The 17963-nt window shown below is 60.5% G+C and carries 17 protein-coding genes; 7 read left to right on the top strand and 10 right to left on the bottom strand.

Annotation, left to right across the window (positions count from 1 at the left end):
* Positions 1–94: 94 nt before the first annotated feature.
* The 3 genes from fabA (at position 95) to AC07W4_RS22320 (ending at position 2340) form a co-directional block, all read left to right on the top strand.
* A complete protein-coding gene (fabA, locus tag AC07W4_RS22330) occupies positions 95–610 on the top strand; it encodes a 3-hydroxyacyl-[acyl-carrier-protein] dehydratase FabA (RefSeq protein ID WP_003227150.1) in 516 nt (171 codons plus the stop codon).
* Positions 611–621: 11 nt separating this feature from the next.
* Entirely contained in the window at positions 622–1842 is a 1221-nt protein-coding gene (gene fabB, locus AC07W4_RS22325) for a beta-ketoacyl-ACP synthase I (RefSeq protein WP_007974551.1), read from the top strand.
* Positions 1843–2151: 309 nt separating this feature from the next.
* Positions 2152–2340 carry a hypothetical protein gene (locus AC07W4_RS22320; protein WP_008051464.1) on the top strand — a complete coding sequence of 63 codons (189 nt, stop codon included), beginning with the start codon at positions 2152–2154 and terminating at the stop codon, positions 2338–2340.
* A gap of 67 nt (positions 2341–2407) precedes the next feature.
* Here AC07W4_RS22320 and AC07W4_RS22315 read toward each other — a convergent pair whose 3' ends face one another.
* From AC07W4_RS22315 to AC07W4_RS22275, 9 genes are all read right to left on the bottom strand, one after another.
* Entirely contained in the window at positions 2408–2539 is a 132-nt protein-coding gene (locus AC07W4_RS22315) for a hypothetical protein (protein WP_495034009.1), read from the bottom strand.
* 128 nt (positions 2540–2667) lie between these two features.
* Complete coding sequence (locus AC07W4_RS22310) at positions 2668–3210, bottom strand: DUF2058 domain-containing protein (RefSeq protein ID WP_008051468.1); 543 nt, start codon at positions 3208–3210, stop codon at positions 2668–2670.
* A 28-nt stretch (positions 3211–3238) separates the two neighbouring features.
* A complete protein-coding gene (mazG, locus tag AC07W4_RS22305) occupies positions 3239–4072 on the bottom strand; it encodes a nucleoside triphosphate pyrophosphohydrolase (RefSeq protein WP_495034008.1) in 834 nt (277 codons plus the stop codon).
* A gap of 129 nt (positions 4073–4201) precedes the next feature.
* A complete protein-coding gene (gene relA, locus AC07W4_RS22300; protein WP_095942666.1) occupies positions 4202–6445 on the bottom strand; it encodes a GTP diphosphokinase in 2244 nt (747 codons plus the stop codon).
* A 121-nt stretch (positions 6446–6566) separates the two neighbouring features.
* Positions 6567–7919, bottom strand: a complete 1353-nt coding sequence (rlmD, locus tag AC07W4_RS22295; protein WP_495034007.1) for a 23S rRNA (uracil(1939)-C(5))-methyltransferase RlmD — start codon at positions 7917–7919, stop codon at positions 6567–6569.
* The gene (cysM, locus tag AC07W4_RS22290; protein ID WP_007997169.1) at positions 7919–8821 is read right to left on the bottom strand and encodes a cysteine synthase CysM; all 903 of its coding nucleotides are present in this window, start codon (positions 8819–8821) and stop codon (positions 7919–7921) included. Before cysM ends, rlmD begins: the two co-directional genes overlap by 1 nt.
* A 169-nt stretch (positions 8822–8990) precedes the next feature.
* Positions 8991–10037, bottom strand: coding sequence for a PDDEXK nuclease domain-containing protein (locus tag AC07W4_RS22285; RefSeq protein ID WP_495034023.1), 1047 nt, complete (start codon positions 10035–10037; stop codon positions 8991–8993).
* A 143-nt stretch (positions 10038–10180) separates the two neighbouring features.
* Positions 10181–11569, bottom strand: a complete 1389-nt coding sequence (locus tag AC07W4_RS22280) for a sensor histidine kinase (protein WP_495034006.1) — start codon at positions 11567–11569, stop codon at positions 10181–10183.
* Entirely contained in the window at positions 11559–12278 is a 720-nt protein-coding gene (locus tag AC07W4_RS22275; RefSeq protein ID WP_495034005.1) for a response regulator transcription factor, read from the bottom strand. Before AC07W4_RS22275 ends, AC07W4_RS22280 begins: the two co-directional genes overlap by 11 nt.
* 216 nt (positions 12279–12494) lie before the next feature.
* Between AC07W4_RS22275 and AC07W4_RS22270 the strand changes: the two genes are divergently transcribed.
* The 4 genes from AC07W4_RS22270 to AC07W4_RS22255 all read left to right on the top strand — a co-directional run bounded on the left by AC07W4_RS22270 (position 12495) and on the right by AC07W4_RS22255 (position 17352).
* Entirely contained in the window at positions 12495–15248 is a 2754-nt protein-coding gene (locus AC07W4_RS22270; RefSeq protein WP_495034004.1) for a response regulator, read from the top strand.
* Between the two features lie 195 nt (positions 15249–15443).
* Complete coding sequence (locus AC07W4_RS22265) at positions 15444–16436, top strand: 2-hydroxyacid dehydrogenase (protein WP_495034003.1); 993 nt, start codon at positions 15444–15446, stop codon at positions 16434–16436.
* Positions 16437–16513: 77 nt separating this feature from the next.
* Positions 16514–16948, top strand: coding sequence for a hypothetical protein (locus AC07W4_RS22260; RefSeq protein WP_007988765.1), 435 nt, complete (start codon positions 16514–16516; stop codon positions 16946–16948).
* Entirely contained in the window at positions 16948–17352 is a 405-nt protein-coding gene (locus AC07W4_RS22255; RefSeq protein ID WP_495034002.1) for an META domain-containing protein, read from the top strand. The genes AC07W4_RS22260 and AC07W4_RS22255 overlap by 1 nt, the downstream gene beginning before the upstream one ends.
* 86 nt (positions 17353–17438) lie before the next feature.
* Here AC07W4_RS22255 and AC07W4_RS22250 read toward each other — a convergent pair whose 3' ends face one another.
* Positions 17439–17906: a TlpA disulfide reductase family protein gene (locus tag AC07W4_RS22250; RefSeq protein WP_008051488.1), complete on the bottom strand. Its 468-nt coding sequence runs from the start codon at positions 17904–17906 to the stop codon at positions 17439–17441.
* Positions 17907–17963: the final 57 nt, after the last annotated feature.

The raw sequence follows: 17963 nt of genomic DNA, 5'->3' as shown, positions 1-17963 counted from the left end.
AGTCTATGAGTAGGCTGCCGGTTCGAGGCATGAACGCTTCGATCGGCCGGGAAGATTTGCCCCACCTGCCGCATGGGACTATTGAGGAGCTCGCATGACCAAACAAAACGCCTTTACCCGGGAAGACCTGCTGCGCTGCAGTCGCGGTGAGCTGTTCGGCCCAGGTAACGCGCAACTGCCCGCCCCGAACATGCTGATGGTTGATCGCATCACCCTGATCAGCGAAGAAGGTGGCAAGTACGGCAAAGGTGAATTGGTCGCCGAGCTGGATATCAATCCGGACCTGTGGTTCTTCGCCTGCCACTTCGAAGGCGATCCGGTGATGCCGGGCTGCCTGGGCCTCGACGCCATGTGGCAACTGGTCGGCTTCTTCCTGGGCTGGCAAGGCCTGCCGGGCCGTGGCCGTGCGCTGGGTTCGGGCGAAGTGAAATTCTTCGGCCAGGTCCTGCCGACCGCCAAGAAAGTCACCTATAACATTCATATCAAGCGCGTCCTCAAGGGCAAGCTGAACCTGGCCATCGCCGACGGTTCGGTCACTGTCGACGGTCGCGAAATCTACACCGCCGAAGGCCTCCGGGTCGGCGTGTTCACCTCCACTGACAACTTCTAAGGGTTATCCGCATGCGCCGCGTCGTTATCACTGGTCTGGGCATCGTTTCTTGCCTGGGCAATGACAAAGAGACCGTCTCCGCTAACCTGCGTGCAAGCCGCCCTGGCATCCGGTTCAATCCGGAATATGCCGAAATGGGTCTGCGTAGCCAGGTTTCCGGCTCCATTGACCTCAACCTTGAAGAACTGATCGATCGAAAGATCTATCGCTTCGTCGGCCACGCGGCAGCTTATGCCTACCTGGCCATGAAAGACGCCATCACCGACTCCGGCCTGACCGAAGAGCAGGTGTCCAACCCGCGTACCGGCCTGATCGCCGGTTCCGGTGGCGCATCGACCCTGAACCAGATGGAAGCGCTGGACATCCTGCGCGAGAAAGGCGTCAAGCGCGTCGGCCCATACCGCGTAACGCGGACCATGAGCAGCACCGTTTCGGCATGCCTGGCCACTCCGTTCAAGATCAAGGGCCTGAACTACTCCATCGCTTCTGCCTGCGCCACCAGTGCTCACTGCATCGGTACCGCCATGGAACAGATCCAGATGGGCAAGCAGGACATCGTCTTCGCCGGTGGCGGTGAAGAAGAGCACTGGAGCCAGTCGTTCCTGTTCGACGCCATGGGCGCCCTGTCCAGCAAGCGCAACGACACTCCGGAAAAAGCTTCCCGTGCCTACGACGCTGACCGTGACGGTTTCGTCATCGCCGGCGGTGGCGGCATGGTCGTGGTTGAAGAGCTGGAACACGCTCTGGCCCGTGGCGCCAAGATCTACGCGGAAATCGTCGGCTACGGCGCGACCTCCGACGGCTACGACATGGTTGCCCCAAGTGGCGAAGGCGCGATCCGCTGCATGCAGCAGGCGCTCTCCACCGTCGATACTCCGATCGACTACCTGAACACCCACGGCACCTCGACCCCGGTCGGTGACGTCGCGGAAATGAAAGGTGTGCGTGAAGTGTTCGGCGACAAGGCTCCGGCCATCAGCTCCACCAAGAGCCTGTCGGGTCACTCCCTGGGCGCCGCCGGCGTTCACGAAGCGATCTACTGCATGCTGATGATGGAAGGCAACTTCATTGCCGGCTCCGCCAACATCGACGAGCTGGACCCTGAAGTGGCCGACCTGCCGGTGCTGACCAAGACCCGCGAAAACGCCACCATCAACACCGTGATGAGCAACAGCTTCGGTTTCGGTGGCACCAACGCCACGCTGGTACTGAAGCGCTGGGAAGGCAAGTAATTCCCCGCTGCTGAGCCGCACATGAAAACGCCCCGACTGGTTCGGGGCGTTTTTTTTGCCTTGAGAAAAGCCCGGGACAGAGGCAATACCTGTGCTCTAAACAGGATTTTCGGTGCTCTCAACATGAAACGTTTGTCATGAAACTAAACGCCCGACGACTGAATGTCGCGGATTCCGCGGGCTGCAGGACTGTTTCCGTTTTTGCAAAAAACCCGTCCCAAATTCAGTCGTTTACTTAGCAAGCTACCAACACCTATAACAGAGGCCTGCACACGCCTTGCTGCAGATAACAGAGATTGGAGCTAGCAGATGACAGTAAAAGTAACTGAACGCGACGATTCACATAAATCCCACGAGGGTGTAGCCGCCGGTATCCGGATCTGGGACGTGCATCAACAAGACCTGCTGGTCGGGATGTTCCACTCCGAGACCGAAGCGCAGCACTACAGGGCCGAACTGGAAATGCTCGAGCGTGATCGCGAGCTCGCAAGCCGTTGAAGACAGACTCCACCACCGTGCAGCCTGCCCCTCCCCCCACGGGCAGGCTGCGATCGGAGCACGCGGCTCAGGCAATCTGAATGACCGCTAAATGAAGGGAGTCGTCGATCACCACCGAAGGAACAACACCGACGATCCAGCCCGCCTCAAGTTTCACCACCTCGCACTCACCGTCGCTCATGCCGTCATTGAACTTCATTCCATTAGTTCTCTCCCCGAGAATATTCCGGGCAAAAGAAAACCCGAGAGATCGTATCGGCGCGATCTTTCGGGTTCGATTGATTAATCCAGCAATGTACTAACAAACATGTAATGCCAGAGAAGCGACTACCACATCAGATCATCAGGGATCTTGTAAGCCGCGTACGGATCATCCTCGACGCTGACTTCTTCGGTCTGCACATTCAACTGCACGATGCGTTGCGGGTCGCGCTCCTGAATCTTCAGTGCCGCCTCGCGCGGAATCACTTCGTAGCCGCCGGCGTGATGCACGATGGCCAGCGAACCGCTGCTGAGTTTGTTGCGCATCAGGGTGTTGACGCAGATGCGCTTGACCTTCTTGTCGTCGACGAAGTTGTAGTAATCCTCGGTCGTCAATTTCGGCAGGCGCGAGACTTCGATCAATTGCTTGACCTGCGCGGCACGGGCCTTGGCCTCGGCCTTTTCCTGCTGCTGGCGGTTGAGCTCCTGGTCGCGCTTGACCTTCTCGGCCATGGCTTCCTGTGCCGCGCGTTGCTGGGAGTCATCCAGCTCGATCTGGCCTTTGTGGGCCAGGCGTTGCTGTTTCTGCTTGTCTTTGCTGACCTGCTTGGCCTGCTTCTGGTTGACCAGCCCTGCTTTGAGCAACTGGTCGCGAAGGGAAATGCTCATGGTGCTTATTACTCACTTAGGCTACTGCTCAACCGCAGCTGGGCAAATTTTTTTCCTGACGTTTGGCTTCGCCCCACAAGGCGTCCAACTCTTCGAGGGTGCAATCTTCCATGGGACGGCGGGTGTCGCGCAATGCCTGTTCGATAAAACGAAAGCGTCTTTCAAACTTGCCGTTGGCGCCACGCAGTGCGGTTTCCGGATCAACCTTGAGATGCCGCGCCAGATTGACCACGGAAAACAGCAGGTCACCGATCTCGTCGGCCACGGCCTCGGGATCATTTTCCGACATGGCTTCGAGGACTTCATCGAGCTCTTCACGCACTTTATCGAGCACCGGCAAGACGTCCGGCCAGTCGAAGCCGACCTGCCCTGCGCGCTTTTGCAATTTCGCCGAACGTGACAACGCCGGCAATGCAGCGGGGACGTCATCGAGCAATGACAGCTGCTCTGGAGCTGAGGACTTCTCTGCGCGCTCCTCGGCCTTGATCTCTTCCCAACGCTGCTTGACCTGCGCTTCACTCAGGCGCGGGACATCCAGTGGTGCGTAGAGATCGCCGGTGGGGAACACGTGGGGATGACGGCGGATCAGCTTGCGGGTGATGCTGTCGACCACGCCGGCGAACTCGAAGCGCCCTTCTTCTCGGGCCAGTTGACTGTAATACACCACCTGGAACAGCAGATCGCCCAGCTCACCCTGCACGTGATCGAAGTCACCGCGCTCAATGGCATCGGCAACTTCATAGGCTTCTTCAAGGGTGTGCGGGACGATGGTGGCCCAGGTTTGCTTGAGATCCCACGGGCAACCGTACTGCGGGTCGCGCAGGCGGTTCATCAGGTGCAATAAATCTTCAAGTGAATACATTTATCAAACTCTACTGGGCCCTGTGGGAGCGGGCTTGCTCGCGAAGAGGGAGTATCAGGCAACACAGTTGCCGACTGACACACCGCTTTCGCGAGCAAGCCCGCTCCCACATTGGATCGGCACCGGTCTTCACGGCGTACGGTTACGCCGGGTTTCGATGATGTTCGGCAACTGGGAAATCCGCCCCAGCAACCGTCCCAACGCATCCAGCCCCGGAATCTCGATGGTCAGGGACATCAACGCGGTGTTGTCCTCTTTGTTCGAGCGGGTGTTGACCGCCAGCACGTTGATCCGCTCATTGAGCAGCACCTGCGAGACGTCACGCAGCAGACCGGAACGGTCGTAGGCGCGAATGACGATATCCACCGGATAGGTGAGCACCGGCACCGGGCCCCAGCTGACCTGGATGATTCGCTCTGGCTCCCGCCCGCTCAGTTGCAGCACCGAGGCGCAGTCCTGGCGGTGAATGCTCACGCCACGGCCCTGGGTGATGTAACCGACGATGGCATCCCCCGGCAGCGGCTGGCAGCAACCGGCCATCTGGGTCATCAGGTTGCCGACGCCCTGGATCTGGATGTCGCCGCGCTTGCCCGGTTTGTAGCCGGTGGCCTTGCGCGGTATGAGTTCAAGCTGTTCGTTGCCACGCTCCGGCTCGACCAGTTGCTGCGCCAGGTTGACCAGTTGCGCCAGGCGCAGATCCCCGGCGCCGAGGGCGGCGAACAGGTCTTCGGCGGTTTTCATGTTGGCCTTGTCGGCCAGCTTGTCGAAATCCACCGCCGGTAGACCGAGTCGATTGAGTTCGCGCTCGAGCAGGGTTTTACCAGCCGCGACGTTCTGGTCGCGAGCCTGCAACTTGAACCAGTGAACGATCTTCGCCCGTGCCCGCGACGTGGTGACATAGCCCAGGTTCGGGTTCAGCCAGTCGCGGCTCGGGGTGCCGTGCTTGCTGGTGATGATCTCGACCTGCTCACCGGTTTGCAGGCTGTAGTTGAGCGGCACGATGCGCCCGTTGATCTTGGCGCCACGGCAGTTGTGACCGATTTCGGTGTGGACGCGGTAGGCGAAGTCCAGCGGGGTCGCGCCCTTCGGCAAGTCGATGGCGTGACCGTCCGGGGTGAAGATGTAGACCCGGTCCGGCTCGATATCGACCCGCAACTGTTCCGCCAGGCCACCGATGTCACCCAGCTCTTCGTGCCATTCGAGCACTTGGCGCAGCCAGGAGATTTTCTCTTCGTAGTGATTGGAGCCGGACTTGACGTCGGTGCCTTTGTAGCGCCAATGCGCACATACGCCGAGTTCGGCTTCTTCGTGCATCGAGTGGGTGCGAATCTGCACTTCCAGCACCTTGCCCTCGGGCCCGATCACCGCGGTGTGCAACGAGCGATAGCCGTTTTCCTTGGGGTTGGCGATGTAGTCGTCGAACTCTTTCGGGATGTGTCGCCACAGGGTGTGGACGATGCCGAGCGCGGTGTAACAGTCGCGCATTTCCGGCACCAGCACGCGAACGGCACGCACGTCGTAGATCTGGCTGAACTCCAGACCCTTGCGCTGCATTTTGCGCCAGATCGAATAGATGTGTTTGGCCCGGCCGCTGATGTCGGCATCGACACCGGTGGCCTGCAATTCGTTTTTCAGCTGGCTCATCACGTCGCTGATAAAGCGTTCGCGATCCAGTCGCCGCTCATGGAGCAACTTGGCGATCTGCTTGTACTGGTCAGGCTCCAGGTAACGGAAGGACAAGTCTTCCAGTTCCCACTTGATGTGACCGATACCCAGGCGATGGGCCAGCGGCGCGTAGATGTCGAAGACTTCACGGGCCACGCGATTGCGCTTTTCGTCGTCGGCGGTCTTCACCGCACGGATTGCGCAAGTACGCTCGGCCAGTTTGATCAGGGCAACGCGAACGTCGTCGACCATGGCCACCAGCATCTTGCGCAGGTTTTCCACCTGGCCCTGGGTGCCCAGCACCAGGGATTTGCGCGGGCTCAGACTGTCGCTGATCGCGGCCATGCGCTGCACGCCGTCGATGAGCTTGGACACCACCGGACCGAAGCGCTGGCTGACCGCCGGCAACTTGATCTGGCCTTCACGTACGCCTCGATACAGGATCGCGGCGACCAGTGAGTCCTGGTCGAGTTTGAGGTCGGCGAGAATCTCGGCGATCTCAAGCCCGGTACGGAAAGTCGAGTTACCTTCCGACCACAGATTCTGTGCCGCATTGGCTTGTTGTTCGGCCTCGCGAGCGTACTCGCAGGCCTCTTTCAAGGCTTCGCGATCCAGTGCCAGATCGACACTGACCGCATGATCGAGCCAAGCCTCGAGATTGATACTGCCGTCGGTGTTGATCGGCTGGTGTGCTCTCACCTGTACCATCTTGCTTACCTTCCCTACGACGCAGATTCAATGCGTCAAATCGCTGACCTTCGTTGCCCGTGCGCCCACGTCGGGCTGGTGCGCGGCTGCACGGGCGGGCCAGTCGGACCAGACGAGCATCCTAGCTCGCTTCAAATAACGCCATGGCCTCGACATGTGCCGTTTGAGGAAACATATCGAGAATCCCGGCACGTTTTAACCGGTAGCCCTGCTTGATCAATTCGACCGTGTCGCGCGCCAGAGTTGCCGGGTTGCACGACACATACACCAATCGTTCGGCGCCCAGGGTCCTGAGCTTGCGCACGACCTCGAAAGCACCGTCACGCGGTGGGTCCAAGAGTACCGCACAAAAGCCTTCGTCGGCCCATTCAGCGTCCGTCAAAGGCTGGGATAAATCGGCCTGAAAAAACCTCGCGTTATGCAGATTATTGCTAGCCGCATTCGCCGCTGCCCGATCGACCATCACCTGCACGCCTTCGACCGCCACCACCTCACGAGCGGCCTTGGCCAGCGGCAAGGCAAAGTTGCCCAGGCCACAGAACAGATCGAGTACACGCTCATCCGCTGTCGGCTTCAACCAGTCCAGTGCCTGGGCGACCATCGCTTCGTTGACGGCGGCGTTGACCTGGATGAAATCCCCTGGCCGGTAAGCCAGCTCCAGATCCCACTGTTCAAGACGATAGCCCAGCGACTGCCCAGCCTCGACCGGTTGCGGTTCACCGTCGCCATGCAGCCACAACTGGGCTTCATGGAACGCGCAGAAATCCTTGAGGATCGTCAGGTCGGCGTCGGACAACGGCGCCATGTGCCGCAGCAACACGGCCAGCTTCGAGCCGCTGAACAACTCCACATGCCCGAGTGCCTGGGGTTTGCTCAAGCGCCGCAGCATCTCCGGCAAGCGGCTCATGATCGGTTGCAAGGGCTGTACCAGCACCGGGCAATCATCAATGCCAACGATGTCCTGGCTGCCGGCGGCACGGAAACCGACTTCGAGTTTTTTCGCCTTCATGTCCCAGCGCACTGCCACGCGGGCGCGACGCCGGTAAGCGAACTCAGCACCGCTCAATGGCGCCGCCCACTCTTCGGGTTCGACACCTGCGACCCTCGACAACTGCTCGGCGAGCATGCGCTGTTTCAGGGCGAGTTGTTCATTGTGAGGCAGATGCTGCACGCTGCATCCGCCGCAACGGCCGGCGTGGGCGCACGGTGCCGCGCGGCGTAATTCGCTGGCCTTGAACACCCGTTCGGTACGCGCCTCGACCACTTTGCCGTGGGCACCGAGGACGCGCGCCTCGATCTCTTCACCGGCCAATGCGCCGATGACGAACCAGGTGCGGCCTTCGAAAAACGCGATACCGCGACCGTCATTGGCCAGGCGCTCGATGGTCAGGCGCTGCTTTTTGCCGGTCGGGACTTGCGGGGCCTTGCTGCCGCCGGTGGGCTGGAAGCGCAGGCCTCTTTCATGTTTGGCCATCAGTTGGGCGCGTCGAAAATGCCGGTCGACAGGTAACGGTCGCCACGGTCGCAGATGATCGCGACGATCACCGCGTTTTCAACTTCTTTGGACAGACGCAGCATTGCCGCTACGGCACCGCCCGAGGACACGCCACAGAAAATGCCTTCTTCGCGGGCCAGACGACGGGTCACGTCTTCGGCTTCGCTTTGGGCCATGTCGACGATCCGGTCCACGCGGTCGGCCTGGTAGATCTTCGGCAGGTATTCCTGAGGCCAGCGGCGGATACCCGGGATCGCCGAGCCTTCCATCGGTTGCAGGCCGATGATCTGCACGTTGTCGTTCTGCTCTTTCAAGTAGCGCGACACGCCCATGATGGTGCCGGTGGTGCCCATGGAGCTGACGAAATGGGTGATGGTGCCCTGGGTCTGGCGCCAGATTTCCGGGCCGGTGGTGGTGTAGTGCGCCTCGGGGTTATCACCGTTGGCGAACTGATCCAGTACCTTGCCGCAACCTTCGGCTTCCATCTTCTGCGCCAGGTCACGGGCGCCTTCCATACCCTGCTCCTGGCTGACCAGAATCAGCTCGGCGCCATAGGCCGTCATGGCCGCTTTGCGCTCGGCGCTGGAGTTGTCCGGCATGATCAGGATCATCTTGTAACCCTTGATCGCAGCGGCCATGGCCAGGGCGATCCCGGTGTTACCCGAGGTCGCTTCGATCAGCGTATCGCCGGCGTGGATCTGCCCGCGCAGTTCGGCGCGGGTGATCATCGACAGCGCCGGACGGTCCTTGACCGAACCCGCCGGGTTGTTCCCTTCGAGCTTGAGCAAAAGGGTATTGCTGGTGGCGCCGGGCAGGCGCTGCAAACGGACCAGCGGAGTGTTGCCGACGCAATCGGCGATGGTTGGGTACTGCAAGGTCATGGCGTATTCGCAATCCAGACTGCGGGGGCACCTATCATACCGGCAAACGTTCCCAGGCCATATCACGCAAAGTGTGGTGCTTATGGCTTATGGGAATAAGGGTGGCATTTTTTGGGAAGCCCCCCCTTCCATTTTCCTTACGCGATCCTAAAGAGGCGCCGAAAGACAATCACAAAGTAGAACCTGAAGTCGCTTCTCCACCCTCCCCTTGCGCCGTATTCAGTGCATAAAACTCATGCAGTTTGGCCTGCAACAACTGTTTATCCGGTAGCTGCACCTGATACTCAGCGATCAGTGCTGGAGACAAGCTGCGATTGAGGGCGTACTCGACAACTTCGTCATCCTTACTGGCGCAGAGCAATACCCCAATTGCGAGGTTTTCATGAGGTTTGCGTTCTTCGCGATCCAGGGCTTCCAGATAGAAGCCCAACTTGCCCAAATACTCCGGCTCGAAACGGCCGACCTTGAGCTCGATGGCCACCAGGCAGTTGAGACCGCGGTGAAAGAACAACAGGTCCAGTGCAAAATCACGCCCGCCGACTTGTAAAGGGTATTCGGAGCCGACAAAGCAGAAATCGCGGCCAAGCTCACTCAAGAACTGCTTGAGGCGTCCCAGTAAGCCCCGATGCAGATCCGTTTCGGCGTGGGCGCCGGGCAAGTCGAGAAACTCGACCATGTAGGCATCACGGAATATCTCTAACGCAGAGGGGTGGGCTTGTTTCAAAACTGCGGAGACTTTGGCCGGCTGGGTCACGCTGCGTTCAAACAGCGCTGCCTTGAACTGTCGCTCCAGTTCGCGCTTCGACCATTTCTCCTGGATCGCCATACGCAAGTAAAACTCCCGCTCTTCCGGGAGTTTGCTTTGGCTGAAGATGACCAGATTTTGGGTCCAGGGTAATTGTCTCACCAGCGGTGAGACTTTCACGTCGCCCCGGTAAGTCTCGTAGAACTGACGCATACGAAACAGATTGGGACGGGTAAAACCACGCAAACCCGGTTGAGTCTGAGCCAGGTGCACGGCGAGTTGACCGACCACGGAATCGCCCCATTCAGCTTTCTCCAGCTTGCGGCTGATATAGGCACCAACCTGCCAGTACAACTCGATCAGTTGGGTATTGACCGACTGCATGGCCTGGCGCCTGGCACGTTGAATGAGCCCAAGCACTTCATTGAAACGGTCCTCGGCTAGGTTGCCGGGAACGTGGGGGGCAATCATGCCTGGGTCCTTGAACATGAGTAAAAGCGTGAGCTTAAACTGCCAGGGATGCTTGAAATAACCGGTGATACCCCTTGGGAAATGTCGTACAGAAACTTGGGAACGCTCTGGCAAAATCAGAGTACTGGAGGATAGGAGAGCCTCTACGCGAGCGGGCTTGCAAAGACGTCATCACTGACAGTTCCATCATCCGCCACCAACTGCATATTCATCCGCAACCCGCTCCCGGTGTTCTGCGCCCAAAGCTGCCCGCCCTGACGCTGCACCGCATTCCTGGCGATGCTCAGACCCAGGCCAAACCCACCATCCCCCGGCCTCGAACCGTCGAGTCGGGTGAACGGCAGGAAGATCCGCTCCAGATCAGCTTGCGCCACGCCGCCGCCCTGATCTTCCAGCCACAGGTGCCAGAAATCGCCATCACGCTGACCGCTCAGTTGGACAATGCCGCCAGCCGGTGAATGCCGAATCGCATTACGCAGAATATTTTCCAATGCCTGGGCCAGAGTATTCAGATGACCGCGTACCCAGCAGGATGACTCCACCGTGCATTGCAACTGCGTATCGGGCCAGCCACTTTCATAGCAGGCATTCTCCGTGAGCATCTCCCACAGCGCCTGGATCTGGATCGCTTCGTCGGGCAAGCGGGTGCGCTCGGTGTCCAGCCAGGCCAGTTGCAAGGTGTCTTCCACAAGCCGCTGCATGCCATCGACCTCGCGACCGATGCGTTCGCGCAAGGCTTCCAGCTCCTGCTCGCTTTCACTGGCCACCCGCAAGCGGCTCAGGGGCGTACGCAATTCGTGGGACAAGTCGCGCAGCAGTTGCTGCTGCAAGGCCACGGTGCTTTGCAGACGTTCAGACATGTGATCGAACGCCCGACCCAACTCACCCAATTCATCCGATCGATTGGTGGTCCGGGTCGACAGCCGTACGTTCAGTTGATCGGCACGCCAGGCATTGGCCTGTTCACGCAGGCTGTTGAGCGGCACCACCAACTCGCGATACAGCCCGACGCACAGCAGCAAGGTGAACAATCCGGGAATCACGCCGTTGGTGATCACCCGCCAGAACACCCGGTAACGCCCGGGTACGAAGCGCTTGGGCAGCTCGATCACCAGGCTGCCGGCGGACGGGTCGCCGGGAAACGGTATGCGCATCCACGGTTGGCCTTTCTTGTGGATCGGCCAATCGAGGCCGCGTAAAAAAGTCAGGCGTTCGACTTCCTTCTCCGTCAGCGATTGGTTGCTCAAGGACTGCAAATCACCGCCGATGACACCGACCCAGCCTTTTTCCCGCTGATGCATGCCTTGCAGCCAGTCATCGACACCGGCGCTCTGGCGCTGCCGCCATGCCTGCTCGGCCTCGGCGGCATAGCGTGTCAGGGTGCCGCGAGCCTCATCGGAGAGGAACTGGTTACGCTGCTCCATGTACCGGCCCCAGGACCAACTCAGCCAGATCATCAGCAGACAGAAAGCGACCAATAGACAGGCCAGTTTCCAGAACAGCGAATGCCTGCCCGGCAAGTTACATTTCATCAGTGGCGCTCAGGATGTAACCCTTGCCCCATACCGTACGCACTTCGCGCTCGGTGTAGCCAATGGCCTTGAGCTTGCGACGGATCTGGCTGATGTGCATGTCCAGGCTGCGGTCATGGGTCGCGTAACCGCGTTGCAGTACCTGTTGATAAAGGAAGGCTTTGCTTAACACTTCATCGGTACTGCGGTGCAAAGTCTCCAGCAACCGATACTCGCTGCGGGTCAGGCCGCCGGCCTGTTCGCCATAAAAGACCTCGAAGCTTTCATCGTCGAAGCGCAGGCTGTCCATCGAAGGAACAGGCACTGTCGGCACCGGCCGGCGGTCGAGTGCCACCCGCCGTAGTATGGCTTCGATGCGCACCCGCAACTCCACCATGCTGAAGGGCTTTGGCAGGTAATCATCGGCCCCCAGACGAAAGCCGCTGATGCGATCGGCCTCGGCGCCGAGGGCCGACATCAGCAACACCGGGGTGGAATGGCTCTGGCGCAATTGGGTCAGCACCGCCAGGCCGTCCAGGCCCGGCAGCAGAATATCCATCAACACCACGTCGAAAGGTTGCCGACGGGCGATGTCCAGGCCTTCCTGACCGTTCTGGCACCAGGTCACCTGGAAGCCGCTGCGGTCCAGATGCTCATGAACGTAGGCGCCGAGCACAAGGTCGTCTTCGATGGACAGGATTCGCGGGGGGGCGGCAGCGATGGGAGTCATGACTATCTGCAAACAATTCTCAGTTAAGTGATTATTCAAGATTGCCTCGCCAGGGGCAACCCACGGTTTGTCCGCATTGCCAAAGAGTTGCCCGGGCCGACGAATGACCGCACCATTTTTACGAGGATTGCCCGCGAGCAAATCGCTACACTGCGCAAGGTGGTGCATGGCGGACGCATGTGCAGGTCAATAAATTGCGGGATGCAGGAGAGATGCGTGCTCAAGAAACTGGGAATCAAAGGCCGCGTGCTATTGCTGACCCTGTTGCCAACCAGCCTGATGGCGTTGGTGCTGGGGGGATATTTTACCTGGATGCAACAGGCTGACCTGCAATCCCAACTCATGCAGCGCGGCGAAATGATCGCCGAGCAGCTGGCGCCACTGACAGCGCCAGCCATGGGCCATCAGGACAACGAACTGCTCGAGCGCATCGCCACCCAGGCCCTGGAACAAACCGACGTGCGGGCCGTGACCTTCCTGGCTCCTGACCGCACGCTGCTGGCCCACGCCGGCCCGACCATGCTCAACCAGACACCCTCAGGCAGTGGCACGCAGATGCTGCGCCGCAGTGGCAGCGATGCGACCCGCTATCTGCTGCCGGTATTCGGCAAACACCGCAACCTGGCCGGGGACGTGATACCCGAAGAGGCCGACCGCCTGCTGGGCTGGGTCGAACTTGAACTGTCCCATAACAGCATGCTGTTGCGCGGTTACCGCAGCCTGTTCGCCAGCCTGATGCTGATCATTGCGGGACTCACGGGTGCGGCACTGCTGGCCCTGCGTATGGGCCGAACGATCAATCGGCCGTTGAGTCAGATCAAGCAGGCAGTGGCCCAACTCAAGGACGGTCATCTGGAAACCCGCTTGCCGCCCCTCGGCAGCCAGGAACTGGACGAACTGGCCTCCGGCATCAACCGCATGGCCGGCACCCTGCAAAATGCGCAGGAAGAATTGCAGCACAGCATCGACCAGGCCACCGAAGACGTGCGCCAGAACCTGGAAACCATCGAGATCCAGAACATCGAGCTGGACCTTGCGCGCAAGGAGGCTCTGGAGGCAAGCCGGATCAAGTCCGAATTCCTGGCCAACATGAGCCATGAAATCCGCACGCCGCTCAACGGCATTCTCGGCTTCACCCACCTGCTGCAAAAAAGCGAACTCACCCCGCGCCAGCTTGACTACCTGGGCACCATCGAAAAATCCGCCGACAGCCTGCTGGGCATCATCAACGAGATTCTCGACTTTTCGAAAATAGAGGCCGGCAAGCTGGTGCTCGACCATATTCCGTTCAACCTGCGCGACCTGCTCCAGGACACCCTGACCATCCTCGCCCCCGCCGCCCACGCCAAGCAGCTGGAACTGGTGAGCCTGGTGTACCGGGACACACCGCTGTCACTGGTGGGCGACCCGCTGCGGCTCAAGCAGATCCTGACGAACCTGGTGAGCAACGCGATCAAGTTCACCCGCGAAGGCACCATCGTCGCCCGCGCCATGCTCGAAGAAGAACACGAAGACACCGTGCAGTTGCGCATCAGCATTCAGGACACCGGCATCGGTCTGTCGAACCAGGACGTACGCGCCCTGTTCCAGGCCTTCAGCCAGGCCGACAACTCGCTGTCGCGACAACCCGGCGGCACTGGCCTGGGCCTGGTGATTTCCAAGCGTCTGATCGAACAGATGGGCGGCGAGATCGGCGTCGACAGCACGCCGGGGGAAGGCTCGGAGTTCTGGATCAGCCTGAGCCTGCCCAAAGCCCGCGACGATGTCGAAGACCTTCCTTGCGCGCCCTTGCTCGGACGACGGGTGGCAGTACTGGAAAACCACGAGCTGGCGCGGCAGGCATTGCAGCATCAACTGGAAGACTGCGGCCTCAGCACCACACCGTTCAATACCCTGGAAAGCCTGACCAATGGCGTCACCGCCGCCCATCAGACCGACCAGGCGATCGACCTTGCCGTGCTCGGCATCACCAGCAACGACATGCCGCCGGAACGCCTGAACCAGCACATCTGGGACCTCGAGCATCTTGGCTGCAAAGTGTTGGTGCTGTGCCCTACCACGGAACAGACACTGTTCCATCTTTCCGTGCCCAACCCCCACAGCCAGCTTCAGGCGAAACCGGCCTGCACCCGCAAGCTGCGACGCTCCCTGTCTGATCTGGTCAGCCCGCGCCCGATGCGCAGCGAGCCGGGTGAACCGGTGTCCAGCCGTGCCCCGAAGGTGCTGTGCGTCGACGACAATCCGGCCAACCTGATGCTGGTACAGACCCTGCTCGAAGACATGGGCGCCAGGGTGCTCGCGGTGGAAAGCGGTTATGCCGCCATCAAGGCTGTGCAGAACGAGACATTCGATCTGGTGTTGATGGACGTGCAGATGCCCGGCATGGACGGTCGCCAGAGCACCGAGGCGATCCGCCAGTGGGAAAGCGAACGCCATTGCACGCCTTTGCCGATCGTAGCCCTCACCGCCCACGCCATGGCCAACGAAAAACGCGCGCTGCTGCAAAGCGGCATGGACGACTACCTGACCAAACCGATCAGCGAACGGCAATTGGCGCAGGTGGTGCTGAAGTGGACTGGTCTGGCGCTGCGTAATCACAGCCCGGAGCGCTCCGGCGATGGGCATGCTGGCGCCCATGACCTGTTGGTGCTCGACCACGAGGAAGGATTGCGCCTGGCCGCCGGCAAGGCTGATCTGGCGGCGGACATGCTGGCGATGTTGCTCGCATCCCTGGAAGCCGACCGCGAAGCCATCCGCCTCGCTCAGCAAAGCAACGACCACAACGCCCTGATCGAACGGGTTCATCGCCTGCATGGCGCGACGCGTTACTGCGGCGTACCGCAATTGCGTGCGGCCTGCCAACGCAGCGAAACCCTGCTCAAGCAACAGGACCCGAAAGCCGGCGTAGCACTGGATGAGCTCGACCGGGCGATCAATCGCCTGGCGGCCCAGGCGCGTATCAATGCTTGATTCAGCGCAACCCTGCCAGGTTGCATGAAAGCTAATGTAGCAGCTGCCGAAGGCTGCGTTCGGCGGCGAAGCCGTCGTAAAAACCGTATCCGCGGCTAACCTGCAGAACTGCGGCGGCTTGTTTTGCGACGGCTGCGCCGCCGAACGCAGGCTCCGACAGCTGCTACAGAAAGCTTCAACTCTCAGGGGGACAGCATGCGCACGATTCTTTTCAGCAGCCAGACCTACGACCGCGACAGTTTTCTCGCCGCCGAGCTGCCCGCCGGCATCGAGCTGCACTTTCAGGCGGCGCGACTGAGCCTGGATACGGCGGCACTGGCGGAACATCACGAGGTGGTCTGCGCCTTTATCAACGATGATCTCGGCGCCCCGGTGCTTGAACGCCTGGCTGCCGGCGGCACACGTCTGATCGCCCTGCGTTCGGCCGGTTACAACCATGTCGACCTGGCAGCGGCGAAACGTCTGGGACTGGCGATTGTGCGGGTCCCGGCCTATTCGCCCCACGCCGTGGCCGAGCACGCGGTGGGGTTGATCCTGGCGCTCAACCGACGCTTGCACCGTGCCTACAACAGGACCCGTGAAGGCGATTTCAGCCTGCATGGACTGACCGGTTTCGATCTGGTGGGCAAGACCGTCGGCGTGGTCGGCACCGGTCAGATTGGCGCCACCTTCGCCAAAATCATGAGCGGATTTGGCTGCCAGTTGCTGGCCTATGACCCCTGCCCCAACCCGCAGGTCGAAGCCCTCGGTGCGCGCTACCTGAGCCTGCCGCAACTGCTGGCCGAATCGCAGATCATCAGCCTGCACTGTCCGCTCAACGAGCAGAGCAGGCACTTGATCAACCGCGAGTCCCTGGCGCACATGCAACCGGGCGCGATGCTGATCAATACCGGGCGTGGCGGTCTGGTGGACACTCCGGCACTGATCGATGCCCTGAAAGACGGTCGCCTGGGTTACCTGGGACTGGACGTGTATGAGGAGGAGGCGCAGTTGTTCTTCGAGGACCGCTCCGACCTGCCGCTGCAAGACGATGTGCTGGCACGGCTGCTGACCTTTCCTAACGTGATCGTCACCGCGCACCAGGCCTTCCTGACCCGCGAAGCGCTGGGCGCGATTGCCGCCACCACATTGCGCAACATTGCAGCCTGGACGGCGGGCACCCCGGAAAACCAGGTGACGGGAGACTGAAACGGATCGAAGGTCATCTGCCTGCGCGGTGCGGTGTGCAAGCCCGTGATAGCATATCGCGCATATTTGGAGGACCCATGGTCGAACACGATTTCCGCTACAGCCTGATGAACCCGCAACACACCCTCACCGAATGCCGCGCCCTGGTGCCGGGGCGCTATCAAGTCACCGGCAACGGTGGTTCGATTCGCAACAATGACGTGCTGGTCGTGACCCTCAAGGGTGCCAAGGACTTGTCCATGCGCCTGACCGTCGAAACGGTTCGCCACCTGATCAACCCGCCCGGCCAATGGGTCGCGGTGGCCAGTGGCCCGGTGTTCGGCGAACTGGCCATCCACACCTGGCAAGTGAACTGTGACAGCTGCGCCAAAGAGCTGAGCTTCGAGTTCGCCGTCGATGCCAAGCTGGGCAACAAGGCCGAAAAGCCTGCCGCCACCGCGCGGATTGCCGAGCTGGGCTGGACCACCGTCGGCGAGAAACACCTGTGCCCGAAATGCCAGGAGCCTGCGTGATGAAACGCCTCGCTCTGACCGCCATGGTCGGCGCCAGCCTGCTGGGCTGCGCCGCCGAGCCGGTGCAACTGCAACAGAATCGCAGCTACATTCTGGAGTGGATCGGCGAGCGGCCGTTGATGGACTACAGCCACCTGACCATCACCCTCGGCGAAGACGGCCGGGCCTACGGCAATGGCGGCTGCAACCACTGGTTTGCGCCGTACACCCTCGATGGCGACAAACTGACCTTCGGCAAAATCGGCAGCACCCGCAAATTGTGCGCGCCGGCGCTGATGGAACAGGAAAAACGCTTCCTTCAGGCCCTGGAAAACGTCCAGCGCTGGGACGTCTCCCCGATCGAGCAGATACGCTTCTGGCCAGCCGAAGGCAAGCCGTTGCGTTGGTGGCTTGAGGAGGGTTGATCCGCAAAAAAGATCGCAGCCTTCGGCAGCTCCTACAGGATTAGACGTAAACCTGTAGGAGCTGCCGAAGGCTGCGATCTTTTGCCTTAATTTTTTGCCTGCAACGCCTCAAGCTTCGCCATCACCCCCGCCGCCGTCTGTTCACCCATCAACTGCTCACGCACCTTGCCCTTGTTATCGATGATGTAGGTCACCGGCAACGCCTCGCTGCGCGGCAGCTCGAACAGTTCGGAAGGGTCCTGGGCCAGCACGGTGAACCTGATCCCCAGTTTCTCGCTCGCGCCCTTCAGCTCTTGCCCCTGGACGTTGTCGAAATTGACCCCGAACACACCGATTTTCCTGTCCTTGAGCTGCTCGGCCAAGGCATTCAACTCCGGGATTTCAGTACGGCAAGGCCCGCACCATTCTGCCCAGTAGTTAAGCACCAGCCATTTGCCGTCCAGTCGGTCGGCGGCGATCTTGTGGCCGTCCTGGTCGATGCCATAGTCATTACCGCAGCCCCCCAGCATCAACGCCCCGATGATCGCCAATGCTGCCGCCAGTCGCCTTGTCATGTCGTGTTCCTTGTCAAAAATAGAATGCGCCTGCGACCCATCGCCTCTCACGGTTCT

The organism is Pseudomonas sp. GW821-FHT02A08, assembly GCF_059422045.1.
This window is presented reverse-complemented; position numbering and strand designations above follow the sequence as displayed.

What these genes read in the sequence shown, in the direction of transcription:
- fabA (WP_003227150.1), top strand. Translation starts at nt 95, where the DNA reads ATGACCAAACAAAACGCCTTTACCCGGGAAGACCTGCTGCGCTGCAGT.
- fabB (WP_007974551.1), top strand. Translation starts at nt 622, where the DNA reads ATGCGCCGCGTCGTTATCACTGGTCTGGGCATCGTTTCTTGCCTGGGC.
- AC07W4_RS22320 (WP_008051464.1), top strand. Translation starts at nt 2,152, where the DNA reads ATGACAGTAAAAGTAACTGAACGCGACGATTCACATAAATCCCACGAG.
- AC07W4_RS22315 (WP_495034009.1), bottom strand. Translation starts at nt 2,539, where the DNA reads ATGAAGTTCAATGACGGCATGAGCGACGGTGAGTGCGAGGTGGTGAAA.
- AC07W4_RS22310 (WP_008051468.1), bottom strand. Translation starts at nt 3,210, where the DNA reads ATGAGCATTTCCCTTCGCGACCAGTTGCTCAAAGCAGGGCTGGTCAAC.
- mazG (WP_495034008.1), bottom strand. Translation starts at nt 4,072, where the DNA reads ATGTATTCACTTGAAGATTTATTGCACCTGATGAACCGCCTGCGCGAC.
- relA (WP_095942666.1), bottom strand. Translation starts at nt 6,445, where the DNA reads ATGGTACAGGTGAGAGCACACCAGCCGATCAACACCGACGGCAGTATC.
- rlmD (WP_495034007.1), bottom strand. Translation starts at nt 7,919, where the DNA reads ATGGCCAAACATGAAAGAGGCCTGCGCTTCCAGCCCACCGGCGGCAGC.
- cysM (WP_007997169.1), bottom strand. Translation starts at nt 8,821, where the DNA reads ATGACCTTGCAGTACCCAACCATCGCCGATTGCGTCGGCAACACTCCG.
- AC07W4_RS22285 (WP_495034023.1), bottom strand. Translation starts at nt 10,037, where the DNA reads ATGATTGCCCCCCACGTTCCCGGCAACCTAGCCGAGGACCGTTTCAAT.
- AC07W4_RS22280 (WP_495034006.1), bottom strand. Translation starts at nt 11,569, where the DNA reads ATGAAATGTAACTTGCCGGGCAGGCATTCGCTGTTCTGGAAACTGGCC.
- AC07W4_RS22275 (WP_495034005.1), bottom strand. Translation starts at nt 12,278, where the DNA reads ATGACTCCCATCGCTGCCGCCCCCCCGCGAATCCTGTCCATCGAAGAC.
- AC07W4_RS22265 (WP_495034003.1), top strand. Translation starts at nt 15,444, where the DNA reads ATGCGCACGATTCTTTTCAGCAGCCAGACCTACGACCGCGACAGTTTT.
- AC07W4_RS22260 (WP_007988765.1), top strand. Translation starts at nt 16,514, where the DNA reads ATGGTCGAACACGATTTCCGCTACAGCCTGATGAACCCGCAACACACC.
- AC07W4_RS22255 (WP_495034002.1), top strand. Translation starts at nt 16,948, where the DNA reads ATGAAACGCCTCGCTCTGACCGCCATGGTCGGCGCCAGCCTGCTGGGC.
- AC07W4_RS22250 (WP_008051488.1), bottom strand. Translation starts at nt 17,906, where the DNA reads ATGACAAGGCGACTGGCGGCAGCATTGGCGATCATCGGGGCGTTGATG.